The 13996-nt window shown below is 40.5% G+C and carries 13 protein-coding genes and 1 other annotated feature; of the genes, 11 read left to right on the forward strand and 2 right to left on the reverse strand.

Annotated features, from left to right (window positions below; genetic code table 11):
• Positions 1-9: 9 nt before the first annotated feature.
• From rsfS to JG30_RS03000, 6 genes are all read left to right on the forward strand, one after another.
• Complete coding sequence (rsfS, locus tag JG30_RS02975; RefSeq protein ID WP_046316031.1) at positions 10-369, forward strand: ribosome silencing factor; 360 nt, start codon at positions 10-12, stop codon at positions 367-369.
• Positions 366-1514 carry a nucleotidyltransferase gene (locus JG30_RS02980; protein ID WP_046316033.1) on the forward strand — a complete coding sequence of 383 codons (1149 nt, stop codon included), beginning with the start codon at positions 366-368 and terminating at the stop codon, positions 1512-1514. The genes rsfS and JG30_RS02980 overlap by 4 nt, the downstream gene beginning before the upstream one ends.
• A 9-nt stretch (positions 1515-1523) precedes the next feature.
• Positions 1524-2084: a DUF177 domain-containing protein gene (locus JG30_RS02985; RefSeq protein WP_046316035.1), complete on the forward strand. Its 561-nt coding sequence runs from the start codon at positions 1524-1526 to the stop codon at positions 2082-2084.
• A gap of 61 nt (positions 2085-2145) precedes the next feature.
• The gene (gene gndA / locus JG30_RS02990) at positions 2146-3564 is read left to right on the forward strand and encodes an NADP-dependent phosphogluconate dehydrogenase (RefSeq protein ID WP_046316038.1); all 1419 of its coding nucleotides are present in this window, start codon (positions 2146-2148) and stop codon (positions 3562-3564) included.
• A gap of 175 nt (positions 3565-3739) precedes the next feature.
• Positions 3740-4429, forward strand: coding sequence for a response regulator transcription factor (locus JG30_RS02995; RefSeq protein ID WP_046316039.1), 690 nt, complete (start codon positions 3740-3742; stop codon positions 4427-4429).
• Positions 4426-5940 (forward strand): sensor histidine kinase, encoded by a 1515-nt coding sequence (locus tag JG30_RS03000; protein WP_046316041.1) that lies wholly within the window; start codon positions 4426-4428, stop codon positions 5938-5940. Before JG30_RS02995 ends, JG30_RS03000 begins: the two co-directional genes overlap by 4 nt.
• A gap of 199 nt (positions 5941-6139) precedes the next feature.
• On the opposite strand, the gene yidC is transcribed toward JG30_RS03000, so the two are convergent.
• Positions 6140-7135: a membrane protein insertase YidC gene (gene yidC, locus JG30_RS03005; RefSeq protein WP_046316044.1), complete on the reverse strand. Its 996-nt coding sequence runs from the start codon at positions 7133-7135 to the stop codon at positions 6140-6142.
• A 13-nt stretch (positions 7136-7148) separates the two neighbouring features.
• Positions 7149-7421 (reverse strand): acylphosphatase, encoded by a 273-nt coding sequence (locus tag JG30_RS03010; RefSeq protein ID WP_046316046.1) that lies wholly within the window; start codon positions 7419-7421, stop codon positions 7149-7151.
• A gap of 103 nt (positions 7422-7524) precedes the next feature.
• Here JG30_RS03010 and JG30_RS03015 point away from each other — a divergent pair, with 103 nt between their 5' ends.
• The 5 genes from JG30_RS03015 to mltG all read left to right on the forward strand — a co-directional run bounded on the left by JG30_RS03015 (position 7525) and on the right by mltG (position 13798).
• Complete coding sequence (locus JG30_RS03015) at positions 7525-8289, forward strand: TrmH family RNA methyltransferase (protein WP_046316048.1); 765 nt, start codon at positions 7525-7527, stop codon at positions 8287-8289.
• A 44-nt stretch (positions 8290-8333) separates the two neighbouring features.
• Positions 8334-8831, forward strand: a complete 498-nt coding sequence (locus JG30_RS03020) for an HD domain-containing protein (RefSeq protein ID WP_046316050.1) — start codon at positions 8334-8336, stop codon at positions 8829-8831.
• Positions 8832-8860: 29 nt separating this feature from the next.
• Positions 8861-9056 (forward strand) — a binding site (T-box leader).
• A 49-nt stretch (positions 9057-9105) separates the two neighbouring features.
• A complete protein-coding gene (gene pheS / locus JG30_RS03025) occupies positions 9106-10149 on the forward strand; it encodes a phenylalanine--tRNA ligase subunit alpha (RefSeq protein ID WP_046316052.1) in 1044 nt (347 codons plus the stop codon).
• Positions 10150-10153: 4 nt separating this feature from the next.
• Positions 10154-12574 (forward strand): phenylalanine--tRNA ligase subunit beta, encoded by a 2421-nt coding sequence (gene pheT / locus JG30_RS03030; RefSeq protein WP_046316054.1) that lies wholly within the window; start codon positions 10154-10156, stop codon positions 12572-12574.
• A gap of 66 nt (positions 12575-12640) precedes the next feature.
• Complete coding sequence (mltG, locus tag JG30_RS03035) at positions 12641-13798, forward strand: endolytic transglycosylase MltG (protein WP_052725174.1); 1158 nt, start codon at positions 12641-12643, stop codon at positions 13796-13798.
• The last annotated feature ends 198 nt before the right edge of the window (positions 13799-13996 follow it).

A 13996-nucleotide genomic window follows, 5' to 3' on the forward strand; every position in this document is an offset into this window, starting at 1 on the left:
GGTAATTTCTTGAATAGTCAAGCAGTCATGGCTCTTGTGGTCCAAGCAGCCGATGAAAAACACGCTCATGAGCTGACGGTATTAGATATGCAAGCAGTAAGTTTAATGGCGGATTATTTTGTTATTGCTGATGCGGAAACGCAACGGCAAGTTAATGCTATCGTGGATAATATTCTGGAACAAGCAGAAGCAGCTCAAGTGAAAGTGAATCACGTGGAAGGCCAAAAGAATTCCCAATGGATTTTAATTGATTTAGGGGACGTCATTGTGCATATTTTCACTCACGAAAGTCGGGAGTTTTACCAAATTGAAAAATTATGGTCCGATGCCACCGTGGTGGATATAACGGCTTTATTGAAAAAAGCATGAAAATTTTTGGTGTTATTGCTGAATATAATCCTTTACACAAGGGGCATTTATGGCAGTTACAACAAATCCGCCACCAATTTCAACCCGACGTCCTGCTGGTAGTGATGTCGGGCAATTTTGTCCAACGAGGTGATTTGGCGATCGTTGATAAATGGCAACGTACCCAGATGGCTTTAGCTGCGGGAGTAGACTTAGTGATGGAATTACCTCTTTATGGATCCATTCAAGCGGCTAATTTATTTGCCTTAGCAGCGGTGCAAATTTTACAGGCGTTGGCTGTAACTGATCTTGTTTTTGGGACGGAAAGTCCTGATTTAGATTATTATGGAACTGCCCGCAAAATTAGGACCTTAACCACTAATTCAGCGGCTTTTAGTGATTATCGGAATACCTATGCCACCCAATATAATCAAATCATTGAACAAAATTTATCTTTAGATATGACCAAGCCTAATCAAATGTTAGGTTTGGCCTACGCCCAAGCCGCCCAAACTTTAAAGTATCCATTGGCCTTGCATGCTTTACCGCGTACGGGAGCTGTGGATCATGATCAAGCGCATCTGCAAGGAGAGTTTGCAAGTGCTTCTGCGATTCGACAGGCACTGTTACAGCAGCAGCCCTATCAACAAGCACTACCAGCGAGCAGTGAACAAATTTTACAAACTAGCCGTATCATCTCTTGGAAGGATTTTTTCCCGTTTTTAAAATATCAATTGTTAACCACGAATTTAAAGCAATTGGGACAGATTTACCAAATGAATGAAGGTTTGCAATATAAATTGCAACAAGAAATTTTGCAGGTTAATAATTTTTCCGATTTTTTGTATGCTATCAAAAGTAAACGATATACCTTTGCGCGTTTACGACGCGTTTGTTTATACACTTTATTAAATTTAACGACCACCCAGATGCAGCAAATGTGGCAGCATCCTTATCTCCATGTATTAGGTTTTAACCGTGTGGGTCAGCAGTATTTGCATCAAATTAAAAAACATGCTCCTTGGCCGTTAATTAGCAATGTTAATCAAACTTTGGGTAACCGAACCGGACTAATGGCTCGTGCCGTACAAGCGGATCAAATTTTGAATTTACTAGCAGTCAATGAACAAAATTTTGGTCGTCACCCAATTATTTGGAGAAAGTAGGTCAGATAAATGTTAAAATGGACAGTCGCAGAATTACAAAAATTCCGGCAGCACCCGTTAACCTTCAAACAAACTCTGGATTTAGAAGCGTCTCTCAAACAACGTGATTCCGCAATCATTTCGTTAGCTCCGGTGCAAGTTCAAGGTAGCTTACAAATCGATGATCCTTTTATCATAAGCCTGTTCCAAATTAAAACTACCTTAGTCTATCCATCTACGCGTAGTTTGCAACCAGTTACGTTACCAATCGCCACGACCGTCAATGAAGCCTATGCGTTAATACCCGAAAATGAAATTGAAACTGAGGTACTCGAGAGCCAGGAATTAATTTTACCCATTGAGAATAATCAAATCGATTTACAAAAAGCGGTAGCTGACAATGTTTTATTGAGTATTCCGACTCAAGTATTGACACCTCAGGAAAAAAACGATAATGTCATGCCGCATGGTCAGGATTGGGCGGTAATGTCGGAAACTGAATATGAAGAACAGCAGCGGGCTCAAAAATTAGAAAATTCTCAATTTGCACAATTAAAAAATTTATTTCCTAAAGATGAACATTCTGATTAAAAGCTGTTAATCTACCGTAATCTTTGTTAAGATTTTATCGTAAATATATAGGGGGTATTTGATGAATAAACCAACAATTGGTGTTATTGGAATGGCCGTCATGGGCAAAAATTTGGCTTTGAACATTGAGAGTCGAGGCTATACAGTAGCAATTTATAATCGGACTAACGCACGCACTGAAAAAGTGGTCGCAGATCATCCGGATAAACAATTAGTACCAAGTTACAATTTGTCTGATTTTGTAAATTCCTTAGAAAAGCCACGGCGAATCATCATGATGGTTAAGGCTGGCAAACCCACGGATGCAGTGATTGATCAGCTTTTGCCTTTATTAGATGCGGGTGATGTGCTGATTGATGGCGGAAATACATTCTTTGAAGATACCATTGCCCGCAATCAACGCTTAGATCAATCGGGCATTAATTTCATCGGCATGGGCGTTTCCGGTGGTGAGCTAGGCGCTTTAAAAGGTCCTTCGATAATGCCTGGTGGGCAAAAAGAAGCTTACGATTTGGTAGCACCTATTTTACAACAAATTGCCGCGCGAACCGATGATGGTCAACCTTGTGTAGCTTACATGGGTCCCAACGGAGCGGGGCATTATGTTAAAATGGTACACAATGGCATTGAATATGGCGATATGGAATTGATTGCGGAAAGTTATAATTTATTGCGCCATGTTGGTCAATATTCCATGCCCCAGTTAGCTCAAACTTTTAAAGAATGGAATGCCGGCGAGCTCTCCAGTTACCTGGTGGAAATTACCGCCGATATTTTGACCCGTCAAGACGATCAAGGCTCTTCCAAACCGATTGTCGATGTGATTTTGGATGCTGCGGAAAATAAAGGTACTGGTAAATGGAGTTCCCAAAGTGCTTTGGAATTAGGGGTACCCCAATCGTTGATTACTGAAGCTGTGTATGCGCGCTACATTTCAACTTTCAAAGAAGAACGGGTAGCCGCCAGTCAGGTTTTACCGCAACCGCAAACCACGGATCTGAAATTATCTGCTGATTTCAGTGAACAGGTCCGGCAGGCTTTGTATTTTAGTAAAATTATGAGCTACGCTCAAGGTTTTGCACAATTGCGTGCAGCTTCCGAGCATTATCATTGGCAGCTAAATTATGGAGAAATTGCGAATATTTGGCGCGCTGGTTGTATCATTCGGGCTCAATTTTTACAAAAAATTACGGCTGCTTACCAAAAAAATCCGGAACTAACCAATTTAATGCTCGATGATTATTTCAAAGCTATTTGTGCTAAATATCAAGCAGCTACACGCCAGGTGGTAGCTTGGGCCGTGCAAGCCGGAATTCCAGTGCCGGCCTTAAGTGCAGCTATTGCTTATTATGATTCCTATCGTAGCGCTGTGTTACCAGCGAGTCTAACTCAGGCCCAGCGGGATTATTTTGGCGCACACACTTATAAACGAGTGGATCAAGAGGGAACTTTCCATTATTCTTGGTATGAAGAGCAATAATTCAGTTAATTTAAAAAAATTTAGCAGAGCGTTGGTGAAAACGATGTTCTGTTTTTTTTATGATTCAGGGGTTAGAATTTCTTCAACAAAAGATCATACGTCCGAAAGATTATGTGATAAGATTACTGGAGAGTTATTAATAAAGTTAAATTTAAATGAAGATTTGGAGTAAATTATGGCAAAAATTCTGATTATTGAAGATGAAAAAAACTTGGCTCGTTTTGTGGAATTGGAATTACAACATGAAGGTTATCAAACACGAGTTGAATTAGACGGCCGTCAAGGTTTGGATGCTGCTTTAGCAGAAGATTGGGATGCCATTTTACTAGATTTAATGTTACCGACACTGAATGGTTTAGAAGTTTGTCGTCGCGTACGACAAGAAAAAAGTACCCCAATTATTATGATGACTGCCCGGGATTCCATTATTGATCGGGTTTCGGGTTTGGATCATGGTGCGGATGATTATATTGTAAAACCATTTGCGATTGAGGAATTATTGGCGCGGCTGCGGGCCTTGTTGCGGCGGATTGATATTGAAGACCAAAAAATGGCCCCGCACTCGACTAAAATTGAGTATCGGGATTTAATCATGGATAAAGAAGCACATACTTTAAGTCGCAACGGGAAAGTGATCGAGTTAACGCGGCGTGAATATGATTTATTTTTAACGCTTTTGAGTAATATGGGCAAAGTTCTAAGTCGTGAAGAATTACTAAAGACAGTGTGGGGCAATGATGCTACCCAAAGTGAAACGAATATCGTTGATGTTTACGTGCGTTACTTGCGTAATAAAATTGATCTCCCCGATAAAGAAAGTTATATTCAAACGGTTCGGGGAACGGGTTACGTTGTACGACCATGAAAGCAAAGTTAACTAACTTACGAATTACGATTCGATTTAAGTGGACGTGTTTTTTAAGTTTAGCCATCTTTTTAGTTTTTGGAATTTTTACCACTTTAATTTATACGTCGGTGGGTCAAGCTCTGCTGCACACCGAAGAAAATAATGTGAAAGATACAATCGCTGCAGTAGATAGCCGTTTTAATATTTATCCCCGTAACTTAACGCAGGCTCAAGTACAGCGACGTTTAGCCCCACCGGTTACTCGACGATCTCTTAATAATGAACAAAGCAAAAAAATTATTTCAGAAAATCCTGAAGTATTGTATCGTGATAGTTTGTCCAAACAATTGGCGCGCGGTGATTTGGCGATTGTCATTTATGATGCACAACGGCAACCATTGTTCAAAATCGGCGCGATTCAGGCGAAATTTGAGCGGCCCACACAAGCGCATGAAATTGTGCTCAAAAAATCCACTCATCGCTCAAGTTATTTAGAGGCGACGGCTCCGCTTTATTCGAGTCATACGAAGAAATTAATTGGTTTTGTCAAAGTAAATAATGGCTTACGCGTCTATCATCATGCATTTCGGCAACTAAATAAAAAAATGTTACTGGTGGTTATTTTTGCCATTTTACTAAGTATTATTTTGGGTTATGTTTTAACCCAGCCATTAGTGCATCGGATTAATCAAATTAATCAAACGATGGATGAGATTAATGAAGATCCGGATTCTCAAGCACGAATACCTTTACAAAAGTCTAATGATGAAATTTCTGATTTAGTTGGTCGGTTTAACAAAATGTTGGATCGACTCCAGGAATATACCAATCAACAAAAAGAATTTGTGGAGGATGTGTCGCATGAATTGCGGACTCCAGTCGCTGTTTTAGAAGGCCACCTCAAAATGCTGCAACGTTGGGGTAAAGATGATCCGCAGGTATTAGATGAGTCCATTACTGCTTCCGTAAGCGAAGTGGACCGCATGAAAAAGTTGATTCAAGAAATGCTGGATTTAACGCGCGCGGAACAAATTGAAACCAATTATACCCATGAAACAACAGAAGCCAATGAAACGATTCACCAAGCTTACAATGATTTTGTGATGTTACATCCTGATTTTAAGATCAATTTGGATGACACTATGCCCCCACATACAATGGTGCAAATATACCGGAATCATTTAATGCAAGTGTTAGTGATCTTGATGGATAATGCCGTAAAGTATTCCAGTGATCGTAAAGAAATGAATTTATCGGTTTCGACGGAAGAGAATATGTTAACCATTGCCGTCCAAGATTTTGGTGTCGGCATTGCACAGTCTGATATTAAAAGAATTTTTGATCGTTTCTATCGCGTGGATAAGGCGCGCTCTCGTGAAAGCGGCGGCAACGGTTTAGGGTTACCGATTGCTAAAAAGATTGTCGAAATGTATAAGGGCTCGATTACTGCCGAAAGTGCTTTAGGTTCAGGCACCATTTTCCGGGTAAATTTGCCATTAGTTGCGACCAAAAAACACCTTTTGAAGTGATCACTTGTGAGGTCTGTTGTCGCAAATTAGGCTAAGAGCTGGAATAAGTAGTTAGCAGCTGTCTACCATTTCTGAAATTAAAAAACAGCTTTTGGAAAATAGTCCAAGTCCTTGGCCAATGAGATAAATCCTTAGCTTTTCTAAGGGCCTTGCTTATTAAAAAACTACAAATAAAAAGCTCACTGCTAGCAGTGAGCTTTTACTTATGCGATGAATGATGTTGTTGTTTACCAGCATTTCGTTGGCGATTGCGCTGATGTTGTTGCGCTAGTTGTTTGTCAACTTGAGAGTTGGCTGTAGGCGATTGGGCGGTTTGATATTTTTGAGCTAAATCCTTAAAAGTATCTTCAGTCACCACAGTGACAATCGGATGGACTTTTAAATCAGCATCCACTTGTTGGCGTACCCGTGGCGTCACAATATAATCATTAATGGCTTGTTGAATCACAATGATTATGCCCCCGATTAAGAAATAGAGCGCTAAAGCCGCGGAGTAGGTTATACTAATAAAAAAGGTAATCGCCGGATTCATTAACAGCATCATTTGCATTTGCTGCTTTTGTTCTGCTGGCAAAGTCCGCGACTGCATCCAAGCTTGAATCACATAAAAAATTGTCGCAATTACGGCAATGATCACATTGGGCTTGGCCAATGGTGCTCCCCAGAAAGTAGCGCGCGAGATTTCAGGTGAATATTGCACGGCCTGATAAATGGCCACAAAGATTGGTAACTGCAAAAGTAACGGAAGACAGCCAATGCCGCCAGTTAATTTAATATTATTTTGGGAATACACTTTCATCATTAATTGACTAATAGCTGTTTGTTCTTCAGGAGTTTTAGCTTTCTTTTGGTGTTCCTGAATTAATTTCATTTGGGGTTGAATGACTTTTAATTTTTCCTGTTGCACGGTAGCTTTTTTTTGCTGAATTAAACTTAAAGGTAATAATAATAAGCGTACTACAAAGGAAATAATGATGATGCCCCAAGCATAACTTTCAGCCCCTCCAATAGTGCGGGAAGTGTATAACATTAAATTCTGGAACGGTACTCCTAAATATTTAAAAATAAAACCATAGGGGCCACCGGAGGGAGGCTTATTCGCCGCTCCAAAGCCATGTTGTGAACAAGCTGAGAGCGTCAGGACTACTGTAAGTAGCAGAATAATACCTAAAACTTGTTTCAAACGTTTTTTCATCTTATTCTCCAAACTAAGCAACTGTAAAGGTAGTATAGTTCGCTAAAGGTTGCTCTGAAATTTTAAATTGATGGACCTGAGCAAAACTATTAGGTCCTTCTTGCAGGTGGTGGATGAACTGTTCTAACGGCTGGGCTAAGCCTTGAGCTTCTACATGCACATGACCGTCAGGACAGTTTTGAACGCTACCTACAATATCATATTTTTTTGCGTATCTAAAAGTAGAATAGCGAAAGCCAACGCCTTGGACTAAACCATAAATATCAATACTGTAATGTTTTTCCATAGTGGCTGATCACCTCACTAAGATTTACACAATAATATCATTATAACCGAAAGTATCTTTAAACTGAAAGATCTGTTAAAATAATTATTTAGAGGACGGCTTTATGCAATTTATTTCTTCAGTCAAAAATGAACAAATTAAACAACTTAAAAAATTACACACTAAAAAAGGACGACGCCAACATCAACGCTACTTATTAGAAGGCGAACATTTAGTACAAGAGGCACTTGCAGCAAAAGTAGAGTTGAGCCAATTGTATGTGACGCAGGATTTTATCAATCATGATGTCCATCATTTAATTAAACAATACCACGATCAAACCACCCTGATTACCCCGGAAGTGGCGCAATCTTTAGCTGAAACAATCACGCCGCAAGGTATCTTTGCTGTAACCAATTTAGTCAAACCAGCGCTGCCTACTTCTTGGTCGGGTCAGTGGCTGTTATTAGATCAGGTTCAAGATCCCGGGAATGTGGGGACCATGGTTCGTACCGCAGATGCGGCTGGTTTAAAGGGTGTAGTTTTGAGTTCCGATAGTGTGGATGTCTATCAATCTAAAGTTCAACGAGCGATGCAAGGCAGTCAATTCCACCTACCTGTGTTCACGGCGGATTTGCTTCCAGTAGTTACTCAAATGCAACAGCAAAAAATACCTGTTTGGGGAACTTTGGTGGATCGTCAGGCAATATCTTATCAACAAATTGCTCCTCAGGCCAACTGGGCGCTGATCATGGGTAATGAAGCCCATGGCTTAAATTCCACGCTCACGGCAATGACTGACCAAAATATATATATTCCGTTATCAGGTCAAGCGGAATCATTAAATGTCGCCGTAGCCGCCGGAGTTTTGATGTTTAGTTTACGATAAAGTATTATTGATCGCTGGTTTTTGCAAGAGAATCGAGGGATAAAATGGGTTCAATACCAGACTGGAAAAAAGATACCAATTATTTACTCATGGTCAATGATTTATTAGTTACACCAGAGATTCAACGCTTAAAAACTATTCGCCAGCATCACTATTCCAATCGATTTGATCATTCAGTGCGGGTTTCTTATCGGAGTTATTTAATCGGTCGAAAACTACACTTAAATACGCGGGCCTTAGCTCGGGGCGGGCTCTTACATGATTTATTCTATTATGATTGGGATCCACAACAGTTAAATTTTCGCACGCATGCTTATTTACATGCGCATCTAGCTTTGAAAAACGCGGCGGCTTTGACATCTTTGAGTCCCATGGAGGCCGATATTATTGTGAAGCATATGTTTGGCGCCACCACCGAAATTCCCCGCTATTGGGAGAGTATTGTAGTTAATTTGGTAGATGACGAATGTGCAATTCAAGAAGCAATAGCCCCCAAATTCACCGCTTGGAAAAATAAGTTCTTACTCAAAAAAATTAATTGAATTTTAATTTCAAAAGTTTTAAACTGAAAACAACGACTTTGAAGGAAAGTAGTAATACGTTTGATTTATTAACAGGGACAGTTGGTAAGGTGAGAGCAGCTGATTAAATCTTGTATGAATTCATTCTGGAGTTGAAAACGTGTGTCGGCGTTAGACGACAAACAAGTGTGTCAAAGTGTTTTCTTTTTGGCAAACGAGGGTGGTACCGCGAGCTTCGTCCCTGAGGGGACGGGGCTTTTTTTATTTTTCTAGGCGGATAAACTAGGAGGTAATTATGGATTTAAAACAAACATTAAATGAGCTGCGGCAACAAGGCTTAGAGCAAATAAAAGCAGCCGCCAATCTAGAGGAGCTCAACCAAATTCGAATTAAATATCTGGGGAAAAAAGGGCCTATCAATCAAGCTTTACGGCAAATGAAGACGGTCACTGCCGAACAACGGCCACAAATCGGGGCTTTAGCAAATACCGTCCGTGATGATTTACAAACTGCAATTACGCAAACTAAGGATCAATTAAATCAAAAACAATTAGCGGTGCAATTAGCTCAAGAAACTATTGACGTCACTTTACCGGGGCGTCCACGTGCTTTAGGGACAGCCCATGTCATTACGCAAGTAATGGACGATATCGAACATTTATTTATAAGTTTAGGCTATCAAGTGATTCCTGGTCCGGAAGTGGAAGAAGATCATTACAACTTTGAAATGATGAATCTACCTAAAGATCATCCCGCGCGGGATATGCAGGATACTTTTTATATTACTAATGAGATTTTACTCCGGACCCAAACATCACCGATGCAAGCTCGCGTCATGGAACAATACGATTTTAGTCAAGGTCCCTTAAAAATGATTAGTCCGGGTAAAGTTTATCGTCGGGATACAGATGATGCTACGCATTCACATCAATTCAATCAAATTGAAGGCTTAGTTATTGATCAACATATTACCATGGCTGATTTGAAAGGAACTCTGGAACTGGTTGCGCGGCATGTTTTCGGCCAAGAACGACAAATTCGTTTACGCCCTAGTTATTTTCCATTTACGGAACCCTCAGTAGAAGTCGATGTATCTTGCTTTGCCTGCGGTGGTCAAGGCTGTCGCATTTGTAAGTATACTGGTTGGATCGAAGTTTTGGGCGCTGGTATGGTGCATCCCAATGTTTTAGTAAACTGTGGAATTGATCCGCAAGTCTATGGTGGTTTTGCATTTGGGTTAGGACCGGATCGTTTTGCGATGCTCAAATACGGGATTAATGATATTCGCGAATTATACGCTAATGATGTCCGTTTCTTAGAACAATTTCAGGGGGAATAGTTAAATGAAAATTTCAACAAAATGGTTAGCGCAATATGTCAATTTGCCGGAAACACCCGTTGAATTAGCGCAACGAGAATCTGTAACTGGTATTGAAGTCGATGAAATCATCCAACCGGCTGCCGGCTTAAAAAAACTTGTAGTTGGTCAAATAACTAAACTAACAGCTCATCCCAATTCTGATCATCTAAATATTTGTCAAGTAGACGTGGGCACCGATGAACCTTTGCAAATTATTTGTGGGGCCCCCAATGTAGCCGCAGGTCAAAAAGTCATCGTAGCCTTGCCGGGCGCGCGCATTGCCAATAATCAAAAAATTAAACGCAGCAAAATGCGCGGTGAAGAATCTCAAGGAATGATTTGTTCGCTGCAAGAAATTGGGTTTGATGAGACGGTTGTGCCGGAAGAATTTAAAAATGGAATTTACGTTTTTCCTGACGAAGTAACGGTTTCCTTAGGTGATGATGTGTATGGCTATTTAGGGATGGACGATACTATTTTAGATTTTGATATTACGCCCAATCGCGCGGATACTTTAGGCATGCGCGGTACCGCTTGGGAAGTGGCCGCGATGTATGATGAACAGCCGCATTTTCAACATCCGCAGTTAACTGAAGCTGCCCAGCCAGCTCAAGATGTTTTGAAAGTGAACGTGGCTGATCAACAGTTAATACCTATTTATCGTACCCGGGTAGTGAAGAATGTTCAGGTCAAACCGAGTCCATTATGGTTACAAATTCATTTATGGAATAATGGGATCCGCCCCATTAATAACATTGTAGATATTACAAACTATATCATGTTAGATTACGGCCAACCCTTACATGCATTTGATTATGATAAATTGGCTGGCTCGCAAATCAATGTGCGGTTAGCCAAACCCCAGGAAGCTTTCCAAGGCTTGAATGGTCAAGATTACGAATTAACAGATCAAGATATCGTGATTGCCGATGAGCAGCAAGCCGTAGCACTAGGGGGCATAATGGGTGGTAATTTCACTAAAATTTCAGATACCACACACACAGTGGTACTGGAGGCAGCCTATTTTGACCCGGTACACGTCCGCAAAACAGCCCAGCGGCATAACTTGCGGACGGAAGCCTCGATTCGGCACGAAAAGGGTCTGGATTTGTCGGCCACGCCCGAAGCCTTAGATATGGCCGCCCAATTGTTAACCCAGCTGGGTGAAGGAACGGTTTTAAAAGATCAAATTATTGGCGCCCAATGTCCACTGGAATTACCCAAAATAAAAATTACTACTGCACGGATTAATCATGTTTTGGGAACCCAGATTACACAAGCCGAAGTGATTGCGATTTTTAAACGTTTGGGCTTTAAGGTTACTAGCCAAGGTGAGCAATTAGTGGTTGAAGTCCCACTACGTCGCTGGGATATTAGTTTAGATGCCGACTTAATTGAAGAAGTAGTGCGGATTTATGGTTTTGACAAACTGCCGAGCACTTTACCAGTGGAGGCACAAACTCCGGGACATTGGGAACCACAACAGCAGTTTTATAAAGCGGCCCAAGCCACAATGCGCGCACTGGGTTATGATGAGGCCATTAGTTATGCGCTATTAAATCAAACTCAGGCACAAGCTTTTACCGATGCAGAAACTACGGCGGTGCAGTTAGCTTGGCCGATGACTCAGGATCATGAATTTTTACGGCAAAATTTAGTTAGCGGACTTTTAAATGATTTAGTGTACAATATTGCCCGCAAACAAACAGATCTGGCGCTGTTTGAACAAGGTCGAGTTTTTCAAAAAGTACACGCTCAAGATGCCCGTCCGCAAGAAATTGAGATGATTGCAGGGGTCAAGACCGGCCAAGTGGCACAGTCCAATTGGCAGCAAGCGTCACGAATGATTGATTTTTATGATCTCAAAGGAGATGTGGAAGCTTTATTATCATCCTTTAATAAGCAAGCGGACATTAGTTTTGTGGCAACAGATCAATTAGCTCAATTACATCCAGGTCAAAGTGCTTGGATTCAAGTTGATCAACAAATTGTCGGTTTTCTGGGTAAATTACATCCGCATTATGCCCACCAGTTAAATTTGCCTGCGACTTTTGTGTTCCAACTTAACTTAGAAAAAATTTGGCAGTTACCAAAACGTAGTCAAATTGATCATCCGGCACCTAAATACCCGGCGGTCACACGAGATATCGCCATTGAAGTCGCTAAGCACGTGACAAATGCCGCTGTGGAGCAAGTAATTCAAACCAACGCGGGTCCATATTTAACACAAATTCAATTATTTGATGTTTACGCCGGAGAAAATATTGCCGCCGGAGAAAAATCTTTGGCTTACCGCTTAACTTTTCAAGATCCGCAAGCGACCCTGACCGATACCGTAGTTAACCAACATTTAGCCGCTATTCAAACGGCCTTAACGGCGCAATTAGCAGCAAAAATTCGTTAAAAATCAACTAAAAGCCAAAAAGTTGTGTATAATTAATCATCGAGATTAATATTTGGAGGAACTATTGTGGCTAATTCTGACAAAAAACATGAGCCAGAATCTGATTTGAAACGGCAGATCCAAAACAAAAAACAAAGTTTTCAGCAGGAACAAAAAGTTGCTAATCATATTGCCTACTGGATTGTCGGGATCTTAGTGATTTTATTATTGATTCTGGGAGTCCTAGGATATAATTTTGTACAAGAATCTTTGCAACCTTTTGATCGCTCCGATCATCAAGAAGTCGAAGTAAAGATTCCAATCGGTTCTTCTAATAAACAAATTGCGTCGAAATTACAAGAGAAAAAAGTTATCCGCAGTGCTACTGTCTTTAATTATTATGTTAAGTCGCATAATTATACAGATTTTCAAGCGGGATACTATACGTTTAAACCTTCCATGACATTAACCCAGATTGTGGCACGGCTGCAAAAGGGTGGCAGCTCGGAACCTATTGGGGATCCCAACCGCAATGTCTTGATACGTGAAGGAGTAACTGTAGATCAAATTGGAACTGTCATCGCTCAGCGGACTAGTTTTAGTAAAAAACAATTTTTAACACTGATGAAAGACCAAACTTTTATGCGGCAATTGCAACGTAAATATCCGCAATTGTTGAACTCATCTTTAGATTCACAAGATGTCCGGTATCATTTGGAAGGTTATTTATTTCCGGCGACTTACCCCTATTATCGGGGCATGTCGTTGAAAAAATTGGTAATAGAAATGGTCGCCAAAACCAATCAGGAATTGTTGCCCTATTATGATCAGATCAAAGAAAAAAAATTGACCGTTCAGCAATGTCTCACTTTAGCATCGCTCATTGAGCGCGAAGGAGTCACCCAAAATGATCGGCGTAAAATCTCCGGAGTTTTTTACAATCGAATTGATGCTCATATGCCGTTACAGTCCGATATTTCCGTTATGTACGCTTTAAATAAGCATAAACATAGTTTGACTAATAAAGATACTGCGGTAAAATCACCATATAACTTGTATAAAAATACTGGCTTTGGTCCGGGACCATTTAATTCGCCTAGTCTGAATTCTGTCCAGGCAGTATTGAATCCTCTAGAGCGCGATAAGGGCTATCTGTACTTTGTGGCTAATTTGAAGACCGGTGAGGTCAAATATTCAACTAGCTATGCTCAACATTTACAAAAAAATTCTAAAATGGGGCAATAAGCACCTAAGGCTGACATTTAAGTCGGCCTTTTTGGCGAAAATAAATTAGTTCTTCGTGTCTGAAAACTCGAATAACGCAAGATGTATGCAGAACTTTATTTCTGTGTAAATTACTGCTTATAAGACATTTTTGGACCAGTTTTTGTTATTAAATGTTCAAGCACAGGCTATTCCAGCTGGTCTTTGGAATCATTTGTA

The sequence above is a fragment of the Bombilactobacillus mellifer genome, assembly GCF_000970795.1.
GTDB lineage: Bacteria > Bacillota > Bacilli > Lactobacillales > Lactobacillaceae > Bombilactobacillus > Bombilactobacillus mellifer.

Excerpts from the sequence above, each read along its gene's own strand:
- JG30_RS03000 (WP_046316041.1), top strand. The coding sequence starts at position 4,426 with ATGAAAGCAAAGTTAACTAACTTACGAATTACGATTCGATTTAAGTGG.
- JG30_RS03020 (WP_046316050.1), top strand. The coding sequence starts at position 8,334 with ATGGGTTCAATACCAGACTGGAAAAAAGATACCAATTATTTACTCATG.
- pheS (WP_046316052.1), top strand. The coding sequence starts at position 9,106 with ATGGATTTAAAACAAACATTAAATGAGCTGCGGCAACAAGGCTTAGAG.
- JG30_RS02980 (WP_046316033.1), top strand. The coding sequence starts at position 366 with ATGAAAATTTTTGGTGTTATTGCTGAATATAATCCTTTACACAAGGGG.
- yidC (WP_046316044.1), bottom strand. The coding sequence starts at position 7,135 with ATGAAAAAACGTTTGAAACAAGTTTTAGGTATTATTCTGCTACTTACA.
- JG30_RS03015 (WP_046316048.1), top strand. The coding sequence starts at position 7,525 with ATGCAATTTATTTCTTCAGTCAAAAATGAACAAATTAAACAACTTAAA.
- JG30_RS02985 (WP_046316035.1), top strand. The coding sequence starts at position 1,524 with ATGTTAAAATGGACAGTCGCAGAATTACAAAAATTCCGGCAGCACCCG.
- JG30_RS03010 (WP_046316046.1), bottom strand. The coding sequence starts at position 7,421 with ATGGAAAAACATTACAGTATTGATATTTATGGTTTAGTCCAAGGCGTT.
- JG30_RS02995 (WP_046316039.1), top strand. The coding sequence starts at position 3,740 with ATGGCAAAAATTCTGATTATTGAAGATGAAAAAAACTTGGCTCGTTTT.
- gndA (WP_046316038.1), top strand. The coding sequence starts at position 2,146 with ATGAATAAACCAACAATTGGTGTTATTGGAATGGCCGTCATGGGCAAA.
- pheT (WP_046316054.1), top strand. The coding sequence starts at position 10,154 with ATGAAAATTTCAACAAAATGGTTAGCGCAATATGTCAATTTGCCGGAA.